Origin of the sequence: Candidatus Pantoea soli (genome assembly GCF_007833795.1) — a bacterium.
Classification (GTDB): domain Bacteria; phylum Pseudomonadota; class Gammaproteobacteria; order Enterobacterales; family Enterobacteriaceae; genus Pantoea; species Pantoea soli.
Window position 1 is genome coordinate 124289 of the sequence record NZ_CP032704.1, and the last position, 21578, is coordinate 145866.

A 21578-nucleotide genomic window follows, 5' to 3' on the forward strand; every position below is an offset into this window, starting at 1 on the left:
CTGTGCCACGTCCTGTTCGCGCCGACATCTCGCTTGCCGCTCTGCGGCATAACCTGACGCTTATCCGTCAGCAAGCAGGGCAGGCAAAAATCTGGTCTGTCGTGAAAGCCAACGCTTACGGGCACGGCATCGATAACGTCCTGCCCGGGCTGCAGCAGAGCGACGGCTTCGCCCTACTCGACTTCAGTGAGGCGATCCGGCTGCGGGAACGGGGCTGGAACGGCCCCATTCTGCTGCTGGAAGGTTTTTTTGAGCAGGCGGATCTCCGGCTTATCGATCGCTATCAGCTGACGACGGCGGTGCACAGCTTCTGGCAGCTGGCTGCTATTGCCGACGCCCGCCTGCGACAACCGGTTAACATTTACCTGAAGGTCAACAGCGGCATGAACCGTCTCGGCTTCGCGCCCGATCGGCTGCATGCCGCCTGGCTTGAGGCGAGCGCCTGTCCGCATATTGGCGACATCACCCTGATGAGTCATTTCGCCAGCGCGGACAGCGACACCGGCGTGGCCGCGCCCATGGCGCTAATCCGCTCGCTGCCGCCGGAGATGGGCCTCCCGCACTGTCTGGCCAACTCGGCTGCCACGCTGTGGCATCCCGCCACTCACGCTGACTGGGTGCGGCCCGGCATCGTGCTCTACGGCGCCTCGCCCAGCGGCCGCTGGCAGGATATCGCCGCGACCGGCCTGAGGCCGGTCATGCGTCTGTCGAGCCAGATTATTGCGGTACAGTCGTTGCAGGCTGGCGATCGGGTCGGCTATGGCGGTCGCTTTCGTGCAGCCGGTGCGCAGCGTATTGGCATCGTCGCCTGCGGCTATGCGGATGGCTATCCCCGCCATGCGCCCGGCGGCACGCCGGTGCTGGTTGATGGCGTCAGAACGGGTATCGTCGGCACAGTTTCAATGGATATGCTCGCCGTCGATCTTTCTCCCTGTCCCGCCGCGGGTATCGGCAGCATGGTTGAACTCTGGGGGCCGGCGCTGCCGGTTGACGATGTGGCTCAGGCCGCTGGCACGCTGGGCTATGAGTTACTCAGCGCGCTCGCGCCGCGGGTGCCCGTAGTAACCGGTTAAGCAACGGAGAACCGTTATGCGTCAGACTGAGCTGGACGGTAAAGTGCATTTTTACTGTTGCGCCCTGCTGGCGCTCAGGTTCGCAGGAAAATATCAGGCCGTGCGCTCGCCTATGGCACAGACAATCTTCCTGACGCGCTGGCTCAGCAACGCCAGCAGCAAGCGGCTGTTTCCGCGCGACGTGGAGCAGGAGATCGTCTGGCTAAGGCAACGGTTGCGCCATGGCGGGCCGTTGATGAATAGCGAACAGCTGTTGCTCACCGTTTATGAGCAGGCGCGTCGCCTGCGCGTGACGCCTGCTCAGGCGTAGCGCTAGCCGATGGCGTCGGCGCACCGTTGCGGCAGTGCGCCGGGTCGTTACCAGACGCGATAGACCTTCCCATTATCGATACCTTCCAGGCTGCGGCGATAGGCCAGCGCCACGCGGTCGGCGGCGGCGCTCTCAAAGCCGGAGAAAAAGGAGCCGTATTTGTCGAGCGCTTCAGTCACGACCGTCGGGCTGACGGCGTTGATGCGCTGACCCTGCAGCTCATTGGCCGCGGCCAGCACAAAGCCCTCCAGTGCCGCGTTGACCGCAGTAGCGTTGACGCCGGTGCGGATGGGATGCTGCGTCAGAATACCGGTCGTCAGGGTAAACGAGCCACCGGGTTTCAGGTAATGCTGTCCGATCAGCACCAGCCGTACCTGCCCCATCAGCTTATCCTGCAATCCTTTATCAAACTGCGCGCTGCTCATCTCTGCGAGCGGGCCAAAATGCACGCTGCCCGTGGTCGCTATAATGGCGTCCACCTTGCCGCTCTGCGCAAAGAGCCGGGTCACGCTAGCCTCGTTGGTAAGATCCACCTGCAGATCGCCCTGCGTTTTGCCCACCCGGAGAATGTCGTGATCGCGTGACAGATTTTCTACCACCGCGCGCCCAATCGTACCGCTGGCGCCTACCACCATAACTTTCATGCTTCACTCCCGTTATCTGAAACCTGCTTGTAGAGTGACAGGTTGCAATCTGCAGAAAAATGGGCCAAGAATTTAATCATCTGAAACTAAAAGTTTGCAATCATGAATAAGCTGCGTGGAATGGAAGTGTTCGTTGCGGTGGTAGAAAGCGGCAGTTTTAGCGAGGCCGCCAGGCGACTGGATATCTCGTCGGTCAGGGTGGGAAAAACCATCGCACAGCTGGAAACGCACCTGCAGGCGCGTTTGCTGCAGCGCAATACCCGCCGTCAGACGCTGACGGAAGCCGGTAAAGCCTGGTATAACGAATCGCTGCAAGTGCTCGCGGCACTGCAGTCAGCCGAGAGCCGTATTGAGGGCCTGCGCCGTTTTCCCGCCGGTAGTTTGCGTATTAGCGCGGCCATCACGTTGGGTAGTACAGTTATAGCTGGCCTGTGTAGTGAATTTCAGCAGCAGTTCCCTGAGGTTCATATCGAACTGGAACTCAGCGACCGCTTTGTGGATGTTATTGCGGAAGGGTTTGACTTTGCTTTTCGCATCGGTGAGCTTCCAGCGGATATGCCACTTGTCGCTCATCGCATTGGCGAATATCGTATGGTCATTGCCGGAGCGCCGGGCTATCTTGCTCAGCATGGCACGCCACAAACGATGGAGGAACTTACCGCGCATCGTTGTCTTCGTTATAGTAACTGGAACCGGCTCAATGTCTGGCGAAATGGCGACAGCTTACTGTGGCCGAAAAATTCGACGTTCAGTTGTAATGACGGGCATGCATTACGAAATGCTGCGCTGGCCGGCGCAGGACTAATTTTGCAACCGCGGCTATTATTAGCAGAAGATATCGCAGCAGGAAGATTGATAGCGTTGCTTGAACATACGTTGCCAGCTCCCAGGCCTGTTAATTTACTTTGGTCGCAGGATATACATTCTGTAGCTAAACATTGTCGTTTTATTGAATGGATAATATCTAAGGCACCTGAAAAGCTCTGCTAATCCATGATTAATGCTTTTAGATCTGGTAGGTTCTGGGAGAAACCGTTCCGCCTTATCAAAACAACATGCTGAATAGTATTGTTTTAATTATCAGTGGATTTTTCTTTTTTGTTGGTTGTATTTAAAAAATCATTGAATTTAAACTATTTTTCGATAACTTACTCATCTCAATTATGATTATCAATTAAATATAATGAAGTTAAGAAGATGAATCGCCACGGGTTTAACAGACACCTCAGAGTCATTTAAGATGGCTTAAAGAGAGGTGCCCATGAGCGGTAAACGTTATCCCTAAGAGTTTAAAACTGAAGCAGTCAAACAGGTTGTTGATCGCGGTCATTCTGTTTCCAGCGTTGCAGCACGTCTCGATATCACCACCCACAGCCTTTACGCCTGGATAAAAAAGCACGGTCCGGACTCATCCACTCATAAAGAACAGTCAGATGCTCAGGCCGAGATCCGCCGACTCCAGAAGGAGCTGAAGCGGGTTACTGACGAACGGGACATATTAAAAAAAGCCGCGGCGTACTTCGCAAAGCTGTCCGATTGAGGTACGCCTTTATCCGTGACAACACCGGTTGCTGGCCTGTTCGTCTGCTCTGTCGGGTGCTTAATGTTCATCCCAGTGGCTTTTACGCCTGGCTTCAGCAGCCGCATTCTCAGCGCCACCAGACAGACCTGAGACTGACGGGACAGATCAAACAGTTCTGGCTGGAGTCCGGTTGCGTTTATGGTTATCGCAAGATCCATCTGGATCTGCGGGACAGCGGGCAACAGTGCGGAGTGAACAGAGTCTGGCGACTGATGAAGCATGTCGGGATAAAGGCTCAGGTCGGGTACCGGAGCCCGCGAGCACGTAAAGGCGAAGCCAGTATCGTGTCACCCAACAGGCTCCAGCGACAGTTCAATCCGGATGCTCCGGATGAGCGTTGGGTAACGGATATAACCTATATCAGGACCCACGAAGGGTGGCTATATCTGGCCGTGGTTGTTGACCTGTTCTCACGTAAGGTTATCGGCTGGTCCATGCAATCCCGGATGACAAAGGATATTGTCCTGAACGCACTGCTGATGGCTGTATGGCGGCGTAATCCCCAAAAACAGGTGCTGGTTCACTCGGACCAGGGCAGTCAGTACACAAGCCATGAGTGGCAGTCTTTCCTGAAATCACACGGCCTGGAGGGCAGCATGAGCCGCCGCGGTAACTGTCACGATAACGCGGTTGCAGAAAGCTTTTTCCAGTTGCTGAAACGCGAGCGGATAAAGAGAAAGATCTACGGAACGCGGGAAGAAGCCCGCAGCGATATTTTTGATTACATCGAAATGTTTTATAACAGTAAGCGTCGGCATGGTTCGAGCGATCAGATGTCACCGACAGAATATGAAAACCAGTATTATCAACGACTCGAAAGTGTCTAGATTATCCGTGGCGATTCAGCCTGAGAAATGACAAGAGCTTCAGCAACATCGCTAATCACATTGCTGAACCGAGGCTGTAAATATTTTCCGTCAGGGACAGAGATAAAACCGGTTTCATCAACAGCCATTTTTCTCAGCTTCATCAAGGAATATGCTTACATTATGAAGGACAGGCCAAGACAGTTCACTCGATCTGTAAACCCTGTGCAGGTAAAGAGTGCCAGATAGCACAACTTTCCCTGCGATGCTGGCACATATTCTGCCAGAGGATCCTTCCTGCAGCGTTAAGCTACATGTCACATCATAATGCGGTTGCATAAAACGCCATCATTTGCGAAAATTTCGAATAATAGATACAGGAGATGTTCATGACACAGCTTCAGAATAAGCTTCCTTCCCTCCAGGAAGCGGAACTTGCGCGCCTGTGCAGCCGGGAACTCTCCGCCGTGCTCGAAACACGCGCAGAGTCACAACAGGTTTCACTCACTGACAAACGTGGGCAGATCCATAATGTCAGCATTCCGGTTAGCGCGCTGCGTATGCTGGTAGATGTACTCACCGAGTTGGGTGAGGGAAATGCCGTGCGCCTTGTTCCGGTCGGTGCAGAGATGACAACGCAGGAAGTGGCCGATCTGCTTAACATTTCGCGTCCGACACTGATTCGTTTTCTGGATAATGGTGAACTGCCTTACCATCGTACAGGTAACCGTCGTAAAATCCGCTACGTGGACGCACTTGCATACCGCAACAAACTGGTAAATCAGCGGCATGATGCGCTTGATGAGCTCGGCGCGCTCGATCAGGAACTTGGGCTGGGTTACGAATGAGTTCAGGTTACACCGTAGTATTTGACGCTTGCGTTGTTTACCCTGCACCTCTGCGCAGTTTCCTGATGTACCTTGCTGCCGGCGGGCAATTTTGCGCGCGATGGAGTGAAGACATCCATGAAGAGTGGATCCGTAATGTATTGCTCAATCGCCCCGAGCTTAGCCGGACACAGCTGGAACGTGTTCGCGCATTAATGGATCGCCACGTACCGGATGCGCTGGTAACCGGATATCAGTCTCTGGTTGAATCCATCAGGGGACTGCCTGATGAAGACGACCGTCACGTCGTTGCCGCTGCGATTGTTACCCAGGCTGAAGGTATTGTGACCTTTAACCTCAGAGATTTTCCTGATGAGGTATTGTCGGTCTGGAACCTGCGTGCCATTCACCCTGACAGCTTTATCGCTGATCTAACTGATCTGGACATCACTACTGTGATTGACGCGGCCCGGCGCCAGCGCGCCAGTCTTTTGTCTCCGCCTTTCACGCCCGATGAGTTTCTCGATTGCCTGCTGCGACAGCAGCTTCCGGAAACCGTCTCCCGGTTACGACCTCTTGCCGCATTAATCTGAATACTCGCACGTTAATGGCGTTCGGAGCGGGCCTAATGGGTTGCCCCCTTTAATCAGGCCAGCTGTCCGCTTCCATCAGTGCGACCATGGCGCCTTTGTGAGCTTCCACCATACGTATGTACCTCATGACCGTCTGAGTCTGTGTCCAGGTGCCTTCCTGCATGATCTGTGCAATGGATATGCCCTTTCTGGCCATATCCTGCGCAGCGCCAACGCGAGCACTGTGGCCGCTCCAGCTGGAGTAGCGTCCCTTATTCGTTTTAAGGAGAGTTTTCGCTCCAGCGTGATGCCTTGCGCGGCGCCAGATATCTTCAAGGCAGGGGGCGCTCATGGGCACGGTCGAGACCTTGGTGATTTTATTTGATCGGTGCACCGGGCAGAATAGTACCGCGTCAGGTTCGCCAGCCAGACCAGCTGCGTTAATCCATTCCATCAGCCGTTCAGAAGAACGCGGGCTGAGCGCTTTAATAATCCCACCCGAATGCAGGATGGTCTTTGTCCAGCCCACATCGAGGATGATGCGGCCGTCGGCCGCCCGTGAAATATCCCGCACCCGCAGGCGGGACAACTCGCTCATACGTAGCAGGGTACCGTAAGCCACGTGCATAAAGGCAAGATCCCGCAGGTGCTGAAGCCGGGGTGAATGCTGCCAGGCAGCATCAAGACGATTAAGATCCTGCCGACAGAAGGGCACCGCCTGCCCGGTACGCTCGCCGGAAACGATGGCCGTACGATTAATTTTCTTCTTGGCACGCACCACGTCGGGCGATACCGTCGGAGGCACCAGTCCCGCGTTACGGTGTAACATTGAGATGAGTGCTGCATGCACCGATATGGTAGAAGTCGAACGACCAATGGCCTGCAGGTGAAATAGGTAGTCCTGCATGTCATCCGACGACATTGGCAGGAACGATCGCCGGTTCTCCTGCGCCCAGCGCCAGCTGATTCGCATCACACTGAGCAATTGGCGCCACGTGTTAGGCGAAAGCGCCTCGCGGTGCCGGACGAATTCTGCAAGCTTTGCGGTGAGATTGTCATCGGCGCTGCCGCTGAGGGCCACACCGGTAAAACCGGAAAGTTCGTTCATGTATGCTCAGTATTTACCCATTGTCTGACAGCAGCGCTACGTGAATTCTGAAGAAAATGCAGGGCAGATGCCCGCCAGATTTCACACAGCACTGCCGGAGTTTTAACCACCTGCGCCCATCCTTTATCAGCTCGGCGGCATTCAGGTCCCGCCTTATCGTGTAAATGGCCATAACGCGCAGGATCCGGCCCGGATCCGCATGATACAGGGGTTTTGCTCATTTGTCTGGTCTTATATAAACATAATTATATAAGGTTAAAAGAGTACGAACTCAAATGAACATTTTGTGAAGCTAGGACAGACGTATTATCAATGATAATAATCGCATGGCATTAGAATATGATTTATGTTCTAAAGTAATTTTTGAGGAAGGGAACAGACCGATAGAATTCTTCATTTATAAGACTAACCAAATAAGCTTTCCTAAACTCTTCCGTACAGAATGCGTAATAGAGCGAGCTTCGCGATTGACCTAAAAATTCTCGCGGAAATTCTGAAAGCCCCTTTAGTAATAGAGGCCACGAAGAAATATACAAATTTATATAGCTGAATTTTGATTTAACAAGCATAATTTTCCGGTGAAAATCGCACTTGAGTTATCGAACAAAATTCTTATACAGCATCATGATAACCAATGAACAATCAAAATACCGTTCTTCCTGGAGGCAAAATCGCACACCACTGCTGCTTATAACTCCAGACCTCATTATAAGCGCCTAATGAGAAGACAAATACAACATTGTATTGATGAATATCGCCACTAATCCATCCAGATAATTTGAGCTTAATATTAACCACGCAAATCCCAGAAAAATAAAACTCCTTCTTTAAGCAATCCATCAAAGAAGTAATGAAAAGCAAAAATTTTATATATTATCACCATATTAAAAAACATAGACAGAATGAAAATTATAGTGACTTATTAACTTTTACCCTCCACTCCACACATTCTACACTATTCATCAACACAACCTCCACATTAGACATGCAATTTAATAAGTAAATTATAAAACACGATTATTTCTTAAAAAAATTTAAAATGAGTTGATTTCAATATTTCAAGTAGATTAGGATACTTAACAAAATCAACTCATCGCAATGGTATAAAAATGACATCAAAACCAAAAGACAATAAAATTATAATTCAGGAAATTATCACCTTATTAATAAGCATCACAATAGCCGTAATATTTTTAATTACCTGGTTTAAGTAAGTATTATTCAAGTAACTCCAGCTTAAAATCTTCGGTATCGATCTCATAAATTATTTTATTGAATGAAGATATCGCTAAGCCAAACTGTATTTACTTATAAATGCAAAAACTATAGAACAGGTTAAATTATTTAACATCTCCTCTTACAAAAAAGGTTATTTTTTGTAAGGAGCTGAAAAAATTGCTAAAGCTGCCATTATAATCGCTACAACAGCTAAACCACTGGCAAGCCATAAGGTATCTTTTAGCGCGAATATATCTATGACCTGCTACCTCACCATCAAATCGTTATGTTTGCAATGTCCGCTCTGGCACAGAGCGGACTGTCTCATGAATGCTGATAAGCTATATCAGCATCGCTCCGGTGCTCACCTGATGAAACGGAGACCAGAGGACGGGGAGTTTCATAAAATGAATTTTATGCTGTTATTTTTCGTCAGCATGTGTCGCCCGCAGTATCAGCCCGGCCACAGCTTCGGGCTGAGAAATCAGAGACAGATGACTGGCTTTAAGTTCAATCGTATAGGCCTTCATGCGCTTAGCCATAAACCGTTCCAGGTCCGGACTGATGGTGCGGTCCTGTGTCGATACGGCATAGTAAACGGGTTTGTGCTGCCACGCGGCTTCCGTTGTCCGGCCAAGTGTCACTGCTCTGCCCATCGGTTGCTGTACTGCGTACAGTACCTGAGCCTGTTTTAATGGTAAATCTCCGGCAAAGTCGTGAACAAAGGCGTCTTCTGTCAGTTGTCCGTAATCGCCGGTCCATTTTATCCCGGCCGAAGCCGGTGCTGGCGTGAACTTTCTGGTCAGCGCTGTGTAATCCTCACCTGCAGCCGGTGCCCGCGCCGCAACGTAGACCAGGCCTCTGACTTTTGGATCATTTCCGGCCTCACTTATTACCATCCCCCCGTACGAGTGAGCGACCAGAATAACCGGTCCCTTCTGAAGGGCAATAGCACGCCTGACGGCAGCCACGTCATCCTGCAGTGATGTGGTGGGGTTCTGTACGGCCGTCACCTTCAGCCCTCTGGCCTGCAGAACCGGGATAACCCCTGACCAGCTTGAAGCATCCGCAAATAATCCGTGCACTAGTATGATGTTCTTTACTGGTGCTGCGGGTGCGGTGTCATTACCGGGTGATGACGCTGAAGCGTAACCACCGACACTGATACCGGCCAGCGCCAGAAAAATTAAGGAATGCAGCTTGCATGATTTCATTAAGACCTTCTCACAGTTAACAGGATGAACGGACCGGAATATCCGGGGACCAGCAGACAGTTTATAAATCTGACGGACAGTGAATTGTCTTTCCGGGCTGGCCCGGCTCACGCAGGCGGACAGCGTTAAAGCCTGACTCAGGACTTCTGTACATGAATACAGGATTGCGTCCGCATATCTGCGCACCAGGCTCAGGGCTGCTTACCCGCATGGCCATAAATGTCATTCAGAAACGCAAGCGTCAATGCTGCCACCTTTCCCGTCGCCTCATCGAGTGCAAAATGCCCTGCATCAAGAATGTGAATCTGAGCGTCGGGTAAATCCCGCCTGTAGGCTTCCGCGCCGGGCACGATGAACGACGGATCATACCGGCCCCAGAGAACCAGTGCCTTTGGTCTGTGCTCACGCATCCATTTCTGCCACAGTGGATAAGATTTCACGTTATTACGGTAGTCATAAAGCAGGCTGGCCTGAATGGCCTGCTGGCCCGGTCGTGACAGCATGTCATATTCCTGCAGCCACTCTTCCGGATTGTAATGTTCTGGTGAGGGACTGTTACCCAGATGGCGCTGGCGTGCGCCTTCGAGAGAAGTAAAAGCCCGGAGTTGCTCAGGATGAGAACTGCGGTCCTGCCAGTAACGGGCAATATCCGTCCACTTTTTACCGAGCCCCTCCTGGTAGGCGTTCGCATTCTGAATGATAATGGCCTGCACGTTTTCCGGCCTGCTCATGGCCATGCGGAAGCCGACCGGACCACCGTAATCCTGCATAAATAAAACGTATTTTTTCACGCCAATTTCCTTCAGAAACTGACTCATGGTGCCGGCGAGACTGTCAAACGTGTACGTATATTTCCCTGGTGGAGGCGCGTCGCTAAGGCCAAAACCCGGATAGTCGGGTGCGATAAAGTGATAGTGGACCGCCAGCAGCGGTATTAGCGGAGCATACATCCTGGAGGTGGAGGGATAGCCGTGCAGGAGGACCAGCGTGGGCGCCTCCGCCGGACCGGCTTCCCGGTAAAAGATGTTCACACCCTGTGTTTCATGGCGGTGGTAGGTCAGACTGGTATTTTCTGAAGGTAAAGCTTCGGTGGTAATCATACTGACTCCTGTCAGTGCCCGGTACAGGTCAGCCGTCCTGGGGGACGGCCGGTTTTGCCAGGCTGTTAGTAATAAAAGGTACTTTCTTAAACGGGCAGAGAGGCGTTAAAAAAAAGCGCAATTTCTCTCCAGACCTGCCGGCGGTTCTTTTCCAGAACCATCATGTGCGTGGCCTCACCAATCTCTGTCCAGCGTTTCCAGGGCGCCCGCGTTGCGCTGATGAACCAGTTCATGGCCAGTTCAACAGGCACGTCAGCATCCCATTCGCCGTGCAGCAGCAGCAGCGGTACACGGATATCAGCAGGCTGATAAACGGGAACGCCCGCCGTCCAGTATTTTCGGGTATCCTGCACCGGCCCATTATTTGCCCGGATCAGTCCTTTACGGCGCAGCACTTCATCCGGTTCTTCGGAAAGTGTCTTTTCGGCCCAAAGTGAAAATCCGCCTTCGGGAATAAGGTCGTGCTTTTTATGTTCAGGTACGCTACGCAGCCATCGGTTTTTAATGTCATCAATAATAATCTCCCGGCAAGTACCGAGTCGGCCACCGGGATCAAGGGCAGCCTGGCCCTGCAATAACCACTGAGGCGCAATCAGTGCCAGCCGGCGTACTTTTTCGTAGTTCTGAGTGGTATAGAGGCCGGATACGGTACCACCCCACGACATGCCAATGAGGTTGAGGCTTTTCAGCTGCTGACGTGCGAGTACATAATTCACGGCAGCAGACAGATCCCGGACAGCCACCTCTGCCTGCACCAGCTGCGGATTATCTTCGGTATAATCTGGCCGGGTTGAACCACCAAACCCCCTGACATCAACCGCCCAGACGTCAAAGCCTGCGGCAGCAAGGAAGTCCATGAAAGACTCACCCTCAAGCGGAATATCGAAAAGACTGCCTGAAGAGTAGGTTGCGCCATGCATCATAATCACTGTATGAGCGGCATCAAACGTTACCTGCTCTTCCTGACGGCGATGGTGCAGCCGGAGGATAATCCCATCAGTATCTGACGCGACAGAAAGCGCTTCCCGATAGAGTGCATGCCCGGAAATCATAATGGCTGCTCCTGTTCAGAATGCCAGGACAGACCGGTACTGCCGGCAACAACCCGCCCGGCGGAGGTGCCGGGAAAGTGTGAAGTAAATACCAGGGCGTTGGTTTCAAGCGCGAACCGAAGCATACTTTTTCTTGAGCGGGCGGCTTCGGCAGGAAACTCGCAGAATGACGTGTTCCACTCAGGATGCGCAACCTGAATCGGGCTGTGCAGTACGTCGCCCCAGAACAGTGCCGTCTCGCCGCCATGGCTGAAGCTAAAAGACAGATGATCGACGCTGTGGCCGGGAGTACGGTGGATTTTAAAACCTGACAGTATCTCATCTGTCAGGTTATCAATAAGTGATCCCAGGCCTGCTTTCACAACAGGAATGATACTGTCTTCAATCGCCCCCTTACTGGGGGGGCAGACATTTGCGGGTTCACTGTAAAATCTGAGTTCGCGCGCGGAAAAGTAGTAACAGGCACGGGGAAAAGCCGGAACCCAGCTGTTATCACGCATGACAGTACTCCATCCGACATGATCGACGTGGAGATGCGTCAGCACGACGGCGTCCACATCATCCGGTCGGACGCCTGTACTGCGCAGAGCCGACATCCACCCGCTCTGCATCAGGTGAAATTTAGGGTTATCCGGCCGGTTCTTGTCATTGCCTGAAGCCGCATCTATCAGTATGATTTTCCCGCCGGATTCAACCAGCCAGCTGTGTGTACTCAGGGCAAGACTGCCTTCACGGCAATTCAGGGCGGCAGCCTGGCATACTGCCTTGTCAGAGCGAAGCTTATCAACATCCCATGACGGGAACAGTCGCCGTGCAGAAACATTGGAGCTTTCCTGTTCCGGAATTTTAGTCACACGCAGACCCGCTACGCTCCAGCTTTTTAATGTATTCACAGTATCCTCCTTACAGGACTGGAATATATGATGTGCTCCTCTGCCGGGCTGAACAACCGCGCATTCTGGAAATTTAAGTTGCATTATTTGCAACGTTAACGGAGACGGAATGGATAAGCTGGCTGCTATGCGCGTGTTTGTTCAGGTTGTAGAATCAGGTTCTTTCACTGGCGCGGCAGAATCGCTTGCCCTTCCTAAATCTGCCGTGACCAGACAGATACAGGCGCTTGAAGCCTCTCTCAGAGTGAAGCTGCTGCACCGTACTTCGCGGAGCCTGAGCCTTACGGCGGCGGGCAATAAGTATTTTCAGGGGGCCCGTACCCTGCTGGACCAGGTAAAAATACTTGATGACGGGCTGACTCAGGGCGAATCAGAAAGCGGTCAGCTCAGGATAGAGCTTCCCACTGCATTAGCCTGTCATCTGGTGATCCCATGGTTACCGGAGTTTGTCGCCCTTCATCCTGATATTCAGACAGTGCTCAGCACTCAAAACCTGACTTCAGATTTGATTGAGAAACAGATTGACTGTGTGGTACGCATTGGTCCCCTGCGGAACGATGCGCTGGTAGCCCGGTCACTGGGAGAGATCACAATGTCAGCATATGCTTCTCCTGACTATCTGCGCGACAGAGGGACGCCCCTGCACCCCAGACAACTGCAGGGTCACTTTATGATCCGCGTGTGTTCGCCACAGACCGGAAGGGCTTTCGAACGCGCACTCATACGCGGAAGGGAATCTCTGTCGCTGGATGCAGCATGGCAGCTTTCAGTCAATGATTCCGCTGCAGCCCTGTCGGCTGCTGAGGCCGGCATGGGGATTGTCATGACATATGATTTCCTGACCGCACAGGCCGTAAGAGAGGGCCGTCTGCTGAAGATTTTCGATGGCTGGCAGTCAGAGCCCGTTCCGGTACACGCTGCATGGCCTGATAACCGGCATCTGGCCTCACGCGTCAGAGCATTCGTGGAATGGATACGCAGACGGTTTGCAGAGGGCATTTGACTGGCACTGAATTACAACGGACACCGCAGATTCTGGCCAAAGTTATCCGGCATCTTTTCCGGCTGATATGGTCGTCATTACTGCTCAAAGTTTACTCAGCTAATGTTGCATTCCACTTAACTTACTAAAGTGCGTAGTTAGAGCTGAAGACAATGACCCCACGCTCACGAAAATAGCGCTCATTTTTGAACAGAGGATCGCCCATTTTGATGCCCAGCGCTTTCGACTCTGCGCTGCGGGCGATCACACAGCCATCATTGTTCGAAACGACGACGATAGGCTTTCCGCGCAAATCAGGACGGAATACGGTTTCGCAAGATGCGTAAAAGTTGTTAGCGTCTGCCAGCGCGAACATAAAAAATTCTCTGATTAATTACTGTTTATGCATACAGTATACCTAAGAATATAAATGCGTCTTTACTCTTGATGTCCCATTATGGGGTTGTTATGCTAATCCCATATTGGGACTACAAGGAAAGCCAGTGCGGATTGTATCAATCGCCTCTCTCAAACAATTCTGGGAGACGCATAATCAGGCGGAGCAGCCCCTGAAGGCGTGGGTAGATGAAGTCAAAAAGGCACAGTGGAAAACGCCACAGGACATCAAGGACAAATACAGATCCGCAGATTTTCTGAGTAACAATCGGGTGGTATTCAATATCAAAGGCAATGATTACCGACTGATTGTTGCAGTGGCTTACAGGTTTCAGGCGGTCTACATCAAGTTTGTTGGAACGCACGCTGAATACGATAAAATTGAAGCAGATACGGTGGATATGTGATGACTTACAAAATCAAACCAATTCACAACGAAGCAGATTACGAGGCAGCTCTGGCCGCTGTCTACCCGCTCTTCGACAATGAACCGGAGCCGGGAACCGCAGCCGGAGATTTTCTGGAAGTAATGATCCTGCTTATTGAAAAATACGAGCAGGAACACTACCCGATAGAGGCGCCCGATCCAGTAGAAGCGATTAAATTCCGCATGGAGCAGATGGGGCTGACGGCGAAAGACCTGGTGCCTGCGATTGGACGCCCGAACCGGGTTTATGAAGTGCTGAATAATAAGCGTGCGCTGACGCTTCCTATGATCCGTAACCTGCATGAAATGTTCAATATACCGCTGTCATCGCTGGTAGGGGCAGCGGAACCCAAACGGATGCAAATGCAGTAACCGAAGCCCGCCGCATGCGGGCTTTTTTATTCCTGCGGCGTATGGTTGAAACCCAGCCTGGCCAAATCGGTAAGGGCATAGGACACTACGCCCCAGACAGAAAGGTCGAAATCTGCCATCAAGGGTACAAGCTCGCCGTTGCCAGACAGCTCCTGCAGCGCTGGAGAAGGGATCAAAAGCAGCCGGCGCAGGACAAGCTCGTCATTAACAGAAGTAATGATGATATTGCCGTGCTGAGGCGGGAGGCTGCGATCTACAGTCAGTAATGAACCTTTCACGATTCCGATATCCGGATAATCGCTGGCGCTGAGCATCAGCTAGGTTGAATGCGTGGAAAGGCTAACCAGGGGTTTGAGGGCCAACCGTACGAAAACGTACGGCAAGAGAAAATAATCGTCTGAAAAATCGATTAAAAAGACGCCATTTTCAGGGCATTTTCATATGTCCATTATGTTTTGATATATCAGACAGTTACTCCACTAACGTACGGCCTCGTTCCATTGGCCTTCAAACCCCGCAGACGCTTTCTTATCTTTCCGCCTACGCCCCATACCTCACTGATATTAATCAGAGCCATCAGCTTTCGCTGACGAACCGGGCTTGAAAGATCAACCTCGCCGTTAGTTTTTGACCACTTTTTGGCAGCATGGTTGGCCAGCGTCTTGGTAGGGCCGAACCCGACCCCGATCGTCAGCCCCGTTTCCTGCCTGACGCGATTCCTCATCTGATGGCCAAACTCTTCCAGAGGCATATAACTGGCAATACCTGAACCGCCACGGGTTTAACAGACACCTCGGAGTCATTTAAGATGACTTAAAGAGAGGTGCCCATGAGCGGTAAACGTTATCCCGAAGAGTTTAAAACTGAAGCAGTCAAACAGGTTATTGATCGCGGTCATTCTGTTTCCAGCGTTGCAACACGTCTCGATATCACCACCCACAGCCTTTACGCCTGGATAAAGAAGTACGGTCCGGACTCATCCACTCATAAAGAACAGTCAGATGCTCAGGCCGAGATCCGCCGACCCCACAAGGAGCTGAAGCGGGTTACTGACGAACGGGACATATTAAAAAAAAGCCGCGGCGTACTTCGCAAAGCTGTCCGACTGAGGTACGCCTTTATTCGTGACAACTCCCGTTGCTGGCCTGTTCGTCTGCTCTGCAGGGTGCTGGATGTTCATCCCAGTGGCTTTTACGCCTGGTTTAAGCAACCGTATTCTCAGCGCCATCAGGTAGATCTGAGACTGACGGGACAGATCAAACAGTTCTGGCTGGAGTCCGGTTGCGTTTATGGTTATCGCAAGATCCATCTGGACTTGCGGGACAGCGGGCAACAGTGCGGAGTGAACAGAGTCTGGCGACTGATGAATCGTGCCGGGATAAAGGCTCAGGTCGGTTACCGTAGCCCGCGGGCACGCAAAGGCGAGGCCAGTATCGTATCGCCCAACAGGCTCCAGCGACAGTTCAATCCGGATGCTCCGGATAAGCGTTGGGTAACGGACATAACATACGTCAGGACCCACGAAGGCTGGCTGTATCTTGCTGTGGTTGTTGATCTGTTCTCACGCAAAATTATCGGCTGGTCAATGCAATCACGGATGACAAAGGACATTGTCCTGAACGCACTGCTGATGGCTGTATGGCGGCGTAATCCCCAAAAACAGGTGCTGGTTCACTCGGACCAGGGCAGTCAGTACACAAGCCATGAGTGGCAGTCTTTCCTGAAAGCACACGGCCTGGAGGGGAGCATGAGCCGTCGCGGTAACTGTCACGATAATGCGGTTGCAGAAAGCTTTTTCCAGTTGCTGAAACGCGAACGGATAAAGAAAAAGATCTACGGAACGCGGGAAGAAGCCCGCAGCGATATTTTTGATTACATCGAAATGTTCTATAACAGTAAGCGTCGGCATGGTTCGAGCAATCAGATGTCACCGACAGAATATGAAAAGCAGTATTATCAACGGCTCGGAAGTGTCTAGATTATCCGTGGCGATTCATGGCGCTTACAGCGGCAGCGTTTTCATGTTTAACAGCGCCGGAGAAATGGATGCGGCATTAATCTTACGCTCTCTGTTTAAGCATACTGCAGGCGTGACCCTACAGGCTGGAGCTGGCATTATTGACCAGTCGAATCCGGAGCGAGAGCTTGAAGAAACTATCGAGAAGTTGCAATCGGTGAGCCGTTTTCTGGTAAGAAAACCACACTGATCATATGTAAAGGTAAAGCCGGTTATCCTCTTCCCCACTTTGCAGTCAGCAGAAGTGGGGAAAGGCACAGGTCTGGAGTTGATAAAACGGGCCTCACTATCAGGTGCTGCTTATGCCTGACTATTAACTAGCCAAATTGACGGAGATGTATGAGGTTTCCTAAAAAATCACATTTAAACACGTAACATAGTGCAGAACGGACAATTGCATCCCGTAACTGGTATCAGCTTTGTTACGCCATTAGCTACTGTCTCAGACGGGATGGCGTGGGCATTGCCGCTGCTATCTATGTTAACTTGCTGAGTTAGTGGTGCTGCAGAAGAAGATACAAAAGCCGCCGCGTGGAAAGATGTTGCCAGTAAAGAGACACCCACAATTGCTGTTATTTTCATTTCACCCTCTCATACTGTTCAAAAAAATCCACTCTATGCCTTATTGGTTAAAGATGCTACTAAGGCCCGTGTAGAAATCTTTATTCAGATGTTCCGACTTGCTCCTGAGCAGGAAAGGATCCCTGTGCCTGAATAGAATTTACCGCTGCGCTATAAAACTGCCACCTGATTACAATGCACCATATTAATCAGAAAAACGACAAGCCTTGACTGATTATTGCATTGTATTAATGGCTTATACATGCTTCCTGCCATCAGGCTGAACGAGCCTGCCGTTGGGTTTTCGGCATTGCAACAAGCCATTTTTTGGCGCGAAAAGAAACGCCAGCAGGAACAGAGCTGCCTGAACAAGCACAACGGTTGCCCCCGTCTCACCATTGAACCAGAAGCTGGCGAATGTCCCCACAACCGAGGCGATAATGGCTGACAATACGGAAACCAGTAACATAGGGTAAAAGCGTCGGGTGAGAAGAAACCCGATGCATCCTGGCGCAATCAGCATGGCGACAACGAGTACAATACCAGTAACCTGTAATGCCGTCACAGCCGTGCCTGCAACCAGCATAAGCAAAAGCAACTCAAGCCTCACCGGCGAAAGTCCAATGACACTGGCCTGACAGGGATCGAAACAAAAAAGGATAAGATCTTTGCGCATAACCAGAACCGTCAGGAGCGTCAGCGTTCCAATAATTAACGTCTGGATAAGAACGTTTGTTTCGATTCCCAGGAGATTCCCGAACAGGATGTGCATGAAATGGACATTTCCCGGCGTTGCCACCAGCAAAATCATCCCTACGCCAAGAAACCCCGTAAAGGAAATCCCCAAAAGGGCGTCCGGTTTTACCGTGGTCAGATTGCGTACCGCGCCGGCAATCATGACGCATGCTACACCGCTGACAATCGCGCCAACTGCCATCGGTACCCCGATGATATAGGCGAAAATAACGCCAGGTAGAATGGCGTGAGACATTGCATCGCCAATTAATGCCCACCCTTTTAGCACAATAAAACAGGAGAGAACCGCACAGACAGAACAGACAAAGGCACCTGTTGCCATCGCCTTTAACATAAAGCCGTACTGTAATGGCTGAAGCAGTGATGTCAGAATTACATCGAAACTCATTGAGTAGTTTCCCTTTTGAGCGCCCCACGGCGACGGCGGGTTGCCAGAATGCCTTTACCGGGCGCGAAGAATAACGCCAGAATAAAAATAGCGGTCTGAAGGACGACTATCGCTCCCCCCGTTGAGCCATCAAGGAAATAGCTGGCATAGGCTCCTCCCATGCAGGCCAACGCAGCCAGAGCAGGCGCAATGAACAGCATCCGTGAGAACTTTTGCGTCCAAAGCTGCGCTGTTGCCCCTGGCGTTATCAGCATAGCGACAACCAGTAAGGCCCCTACTGCCTGCAGAGCCGCTACCGCAGCCAGCGACAAAAGAATAAGTAACATCAGATGCAGAGCAGTGACGTTGAGACCGATTGCCCGCGCGTGACTCGGGTCAAAGCAGTAAATCAGCAGATCTTTCCATTTGGCAGCAAATGCGATGATACAGATGACGCCGATAACAGCCACCTGAAGGAGGTCAGCACTGGAAATACCCAGCAGGTTACCAAAGAGAATCGTCTGAATTCGAATATTGGCAGGAAAAACCGAAATGATGAAAAGCCCTGCCGCAAAAAAAGCGGTGAACACAACGCCAATCACAGCATCATTTTTCAGGGCTGAATTCCGCTCGATCACTCCTATCCCCAACACCGCCAGTAGTCCAGCAACAAAAGCGCCGAGAGCTAAAGGTCCGCCGAACAGCGCGGCAACGGCAACGCCCGGTACAACGGAATGCGAAAGCGCATCGCCCAGCAGCGACCATCCTTTGAGCGTCACAAAGCATGACAAAAGACCACATAATGCGCCAACTGCAGCGCCGCCAAACATGGCTTTTATCATAAAGGTATAGCTGAGAGGTTCAGCAAGCAGGGAGAGAAGGGAATGTCCTGTCATCCTGATGCTCCTTCCCCGCCAGACGCCCTGCCGCCGTCTTGCGACGCAGCAGCAGATACGCCGACTGGTAACTGATTAATCGCACCACCAAAGGTTTTACCCAAATTATCCGGAGTGTAAGCCTCACTCACCGAGCCGGAAGCAATCAGGGTAACGTTGATCATCATAATCTCGTCACAAAATCCTGGCACGCCTGCAAGGTTGTGCGTGGAAACAATGATGATACGCCCCTCTTCCCTTAACTCCCGTAAAATATCAATAATGGCGTGTTCAGTCTTTACATCGACACCGGTAAAAGGCTCATCAAGCAGCATAATAAGACTCTGCTGTGCGAGCGCACGCGCCAGGAAAACACGTTTTCGCTGGCCGCCGGACAGTTCACCAATCTGACGGTCAGCAAAGGCACCCATGCCAACACGATCCAGACTTTCCGCGACAATTTCCGCATCTTTTTTTGAAGGAATCCGCAAAAAGCCCATACGGCCCTGACGGCCCATCATCACTACGTCGCGTACCGATACGGGAAAAGTCCAGTCTACTTCTTCGGTCTGGGGGACGTAAGCAATCACGTTCTGCTTCTGCGCCCATTTGACGGGTTGATGGCAGATATTCACTTTACCTCGCGTGGGAGTAACGAATCCCATGATCGCCTTGAATAACGTCGATTTCCCTGCCCCGTTCATGCCGATGAGTCCACAAATAGTGGGCTTTCGGATTTCAAAGCTGACATCTGACAACCCGATATTGCCGCCACGGTAAGAGACGGTTAGTTCCTCTACGCTGACAGTCGGAGAGAGACTATTCATGCTGCTATCATCAATTGTTGACATTGAAAGCCTTCAGTATGGTTTTCGCGTTGTAGTCGAGAAGCTTAATGTAGGTTGGCGCTGGGCCTTCATCGCTGGTCAGGCTGTCAACAAAGAGCGTACCGCCAAATTTCGCTCCCGTTTCTGAAGCAACCTGCTTCATCGGTTTATCGTTAACCGTACTTTCGCAGAACACGGCCGGAACATGATTTTTTCGAACTTGATCGATGACGCGACGAATTTGTTGCGGCGTTCCCTCTTCGTCAGCATTTACACCCCATAAATACAGTTCATTGAGATTGTAGTTACGTGTCAGGTAGGAAAACGCACCTTCACAGGAAACCAGCGTACGCTCGTTTGCCGGAATTTTCGCAAGCATGCTGGAGATAGGGGCGTTCAGAGCCTCAAGCTTTTTTGTATAGTCTGCCGCGTTGCGATCATAGGTAGCAGAGTTAGCAGGGTCGATCTTATTAAGTGCTTTACGGATGTTCTCAACATAAACCACGGCATTGGCGGGAGACATCCAGGAGTGTGGATTGGGCTTACCTGAATACTCGCCGTCCTTAATCATCATGGGCTCAATGCCATCCGACACCACGACATTAGGCACGTCATGTACGCCCTGAAAAAACTTATCGAACCAGCGTTCCAGGCCAAAACCATTGCGCAAAACCAGGTCAGCTGACTGAGCTTTCACGATATCCAGCGGCGTAGGCTGATAGTCATGAATTTCCGCACCGGGTTTTGTAATGGATTCCACAATGGCTTTATCACCAGCCACATTTTGCGCGATATCCTGCAGGATCGTAAATGTGGTCAGGATTCTTTTGGGTTTTGTATCTTGTGCCGTTGCCGGGCTGACAATCAGTAAGGATGTCACTGCCATCACAGAGGCAACGAAAAGACGTCTGGCTTTTTTCAGCATTTGCATACCCTCAATTGATGAAAAAGAGAACAAACATAGCAATTGCTATAATACATAGCAATTGCTATCTAAATAAGAGAAGTAATGTCTTTCCCGATTGGTGTTTAACTGACTATTTATATTGAAAAAAATGCCATGGCAGACAATGATTTTGCTGGTTCTGGGTGGATGCAAAGTCAGTTTTGTTTGAAAACAATAAATTACTACATCAGACTATGCTCTTTTAAGGAGCCAGCATCATGTTTCAAAGATACCACTGAAAATTAAATAATAGTTAAATTCATATAGTTACCCCGAAACCTCTTCTTGGTGCATTTTTAACACATCAAAGAAAAATAGTTTTAAAAATATGCGTCAGGTGCGTTCAACATAACGAACCCGATAGTTCTTTACCGACGCGAGAGCCTGTGTTCCCAAACCCGTCGATAACCGCTTTAACATTGCCGATGGCCATGGAATCTCTTCCTTAGTCAAGACAGGCATCGCGACGTTAGTCCCTGTCAGGAGGCAATAATCCGACTTGCCACTGAATGCCTCCCTGGGCGACTGGATCAGATCAAGGGCGACGAAAAAGCAGGGAATGGTTTCAAAGCGCCCAGTATGCTGACATCCATTGTTACATTATAACATAACAAAGTATTCCAACTTTATGAACTACTGGTTTTTAATAGCAT

General features: G+C 51.1%; 20 protein-coding genes and 3 pseudogenes. 11 read left to right on the forward strand and 12 right to left on the reverse strand.

All coding sequences use genetic code 11. The features are described 5' to 3' along the window. Positions 1–2 precede the first annotated feature (2 nt). Both dadX and D8B20_RS20590 read left to right on the forward strand, forming a co-directional pair. The gene (gene dadX / locus D8B20_RS20585) at positions 3–1073 is read left to right on the forward strand and encodes a catabolic alanine racemase DadX (RefSeq protein WP_145891824.1); all 1071 of its coding nucleotides are present in this window, start codon (positions 3–5) and stop codon (positions 1071–1073) included. A gap of 16 nt (positions 1074–1089) precedes the next feature. Continuing rightward, positions 1090–1383 (forward strand): hypothetical protein, encoded by a 294-nt coding sequence (locus D8B20_RS20590; protein ID WP_145891826.1) that lies wholly within the window; start codon positions 1090–1092, stop codon positions 1381–1383. A gap of 47 nt (positions 1384–1430) precedes the next feature. On the opposite strand, the gene D8B20_RS20595 is transcribed toward D8B20_RS20590, so the two are convergent. Next, positions 1431–2027 carry a short chain dehydrogenase gene (locus tag D8B20_RS20595; protein ID WP_145891828.1) on the reverse strand — a complete coding sequence of 199 codons (597 nt, stop codon included), beginning with the start codon at positions 2025–2027 and terminating at the stop codon, positions 1431–1433. Positions 2028–2129: 102 nt separating this feature from the next. Between D8B20_RS20595 and D8B20_RS20600 the strand changes: the two genes are divergently transcribed. From D8B20_RS20600 to D8B20_RS20615, 4 genes and pseudogenes are all read left to right on the forward strand, one after another. Beyond that, positions 2130–3017 (forward strand): LysR substrate-binding domain-containing protein, encoded by an 888-nt coding sequence (locus D8B20_RS20600; protein WP_222433876.1) that lies wholly within the window; start codon positions 2130–2132, stop codon positions 3015–3017. 271 nt (positions 3018–3288) lie between these two features. Beyond that, positions 3289–4436, forward strand: a pseudogene (locus D8B20_RS20605) (IS3 family transposase). Between the two features lie 368 nt (positions 4437–4804). Beyond that, positions 4805–5263: an excisionase family DNA-binding protein gene (locus D8B20_RS20610; RefSeq protein ID WP_145891830.1), complete on the forward strand. Its 459-nt coding sequence runs from the start codon at positions 4805–4807 to the stop codon at positions 5261–5263. Further along, positions 5260–5835, forward strand: coding sequence for a PIN domain-containing protein (locus D8B20_RS20615; protein WP_145891832.1), 576 nt, complete (start codon positions 5260–5262; stop codon positions 5833–5835). Before D8B20_RS20610 ends, D8B20_RS20615 begins: the two co-directional genes overlap by 4 nt. Before the next feature lie 49 nt (positions 5836–5884). On the opposite strand, the gene D8B20_RS20620 is transcribed toward D8B20_RS20615, so the two are convergent. The 5 genes from D8B20_RS20620 to D8B20_RS20640 form a co-directional block, all read right to left on the reverse strand. Further along, positions 5885–6922 carry a tyrosine-type recombinase/integrase gene (locus tag D8B20_RS20620; RefSeq protein ID WP_145891834.1) on the reverse strand — a complete coding sequence of 346 codons (1038 nt, stop codon included), beginning with the start codon at positions 6920–6922 and terminating at the stop codon, positions 5885–5887. 1640 nt (positions 6923–8562) lie between these two features. After that, positions 8563–9354, reverse strand: coding sequence for an alpha/beta hydrolase (locus D8B20_RS20625; RefSeq protein ID WP_145891836.1), 792 nt, complete (start codon positions 9352–9354; stop codon positions 8563–8565). A 191-nt stretch (positions 9355–9545) separates the two neighbouring features. Then, positions 9546–10454 (reverse strand): alpha/beta fold hydrolase, encoded by a 909-nt coding sequence (locus tag D8B20_RS20630; RefSeq protein WP_145891838.1) that lies wholly within the window; start codon positions 10452–10454, stop codon positions 9546–9548. 86 nt (positions 10455–10540) lie between these two features. Beyond that, positions 10541–11506: an alpha/beta hydrolase gene (locus D8B20_RS20635; protein ID WP_145891840.1), complete on the reverse strand. Its 966-nt coding sequence runs from the start codon at positions 11504–11506 to the stop codon at positions 10541–10543. Further along, positions 11503–12399 carry an MBL fold metallo-hydrolase gene (locus D8B20_RS20640; protein WP_145891842.1) on the reverse strand — a complete coding sequence of 299 codons (897 nt, stop codon included), beginning with the start codon at positions 12397–12399 and terminating at the stop codon, positions 11503–11505. Before D8B20_RS20640 ends, D8B20_RS20635 begins: the two co-directional genes overlap by 4 nt. A 109-nt stretch (positions 12400–12508) precedes the next feature. Between D8B20_RS20640 and D8B20_RS20645 the strand changes: the two genes are divergently transcribed. Beyond that, the gene (locus tag D8B20_RS20645) at positions 12509–13402 is read left to right on the forward strand and encodes a LysR family transcriptional regulator (RefSeq protein ID WP_145891844.1); all 894 of its coding nucleotides are present in this window, start codon (positions 12509–12511) and stop codon (positions 13400–13402) included. A gap of 127 nt (positions 13403–13529) precedes the next feature. Here the strand turns inward: D8B20_RS20645 and D8B20_RS20650 are convergent. Beyond that, positions 13530–13757: pseudogene (locus tag D8B20_RS20650) on the reverse strand (Y-family DNA polymerase); the annotation flags it as partial. A 127-nt stretch (positions 13758–13884) separates the two neighbouring features. On the opposite strand from D8B20_RS20650, the gene D8B20_RS20655 reads away from it, so the two are divergent. Both D8B20_RS20655 and D8B20_RS20660 read left to right on the forward strand, forming a co-directional pair. Further along, positions 13885–14184, forward strand: coding sequence for a type II toxin-antitoxin system HigB family toxin (locus tag D8B20_RS20655; protein ID WP_145891846.1), 300 nt, complete (start codon positions 13885–13887; stop codon positions 14182–14184). After that, positions 14184–14576 (forward strand): helix-turn-helix domain-containing protein, encoded by a 393-nt coding sequence (locus D8B20_RS20660; RefSeq protein ID WP_145891848.1) that lies wholly within the window; start codon positions 14184–14186, stop codon positions 14574–14576. The genes D8B20_RS20655 and D8B20_RS20660 overlap by 1 nt, the downstream gene beginning before the upstream one ends. A 26-nt stretch (positions 14577–14602) precedes the next feature. Here the strand turns inward: D8B20_RS20660 and D8B20_RS20665 are convergent. Further along, a pseudogene (locus D8B20_RS20665) lies at positions 14603–14959 on the reverse strand (S24/S26 family peptidase). Between the two features lie 446 nt (positions 14960–15405). On the opposite strand from D8B20_RS20665, the gene D8B20_RS20670 reads away from it, so the two are divergent. Further along, a complete protein-coding gene (locus D8B20_RS20670) occupies positions 15406–16554 on the forward strand; it encodes an IS3 family transposase (protein ID WP_145891850.1) in 1149 nt (382 codons plus the stop codon). Further along, entirely contained in the window at positions 16517–16783 is a 267-nt protein-coding gene (locus D8B20_RS20675) for a chorismate-binding protein (protein ID WP_261388127.1), read from the forward strand. The genes D8B20_RS20670 and D8B20_RS20675 overlap by 38 nt, the downstream gene beginning before the upstream one ends. Before the next feature lie 627 nt (positions 16784–17410). Here D8B20_RS20675 and D8B20_RS20685 read toward each other — a convergent pair. From D8B20_RS20685 to D8B20_RS20700, 4 genes are read right to left on the reverse strand one after another with little or no spacing between them, the layout of a single operon-like run. Beyond that, positions 17411–18298, reverse strand: coding sequence for a metal ABC transporter permease (locus tag D8B20_RS20685; RefSeq protein WP_145891857.1), 888 nt, complete (start codon positions 18296–18298; stop codon positions 17411–17413). Next, a complete protein-coding gene (locus D8B20_RS20690) occupies positions 18295–19173 on the reverse strand; it encodes a metal ABC transporter permease (protein ID WP_145891859.1) in 879 nt (292 codons plus the stop codon). The genes D8B20_RS20685 and D8B20_RS20690 overlap by 4 nt, the downstream gene beginning before the upstream one ends. Next, the gene (locus D8B20_RS20695; RefSeq protein WP_261388128.1) at positions 19170–20003 is read right to left on the reverse strand and encodes a metal ABC transporter ATP-binding protein; all 834 of its coding nucleotides are present in this window, start codon (positions 20001–20003) and stop codon (positions 19170–19172) included. The genes D8B20_RS20690 and D8B20_RS20695 overlap by 4 nt, the downstream gene beginning before the upstream one ends. Continuing rightward, a complete protein-coding gene (locus tag D8B20_RS20700; RefSeq protein WP_145891860.1) occupies positions 19990–20910 on the reverse strand; it encodes a metal ABC transporter substrate-binding protein in 921 nt (306 codons plus the stop codon). Before D8B20_RS20700 ends, D8B20_RS20695 begins: the two co-directional genes overlap by 14 nt. Positions 20911–21578 lie beyond the last annotated feature (668 nt).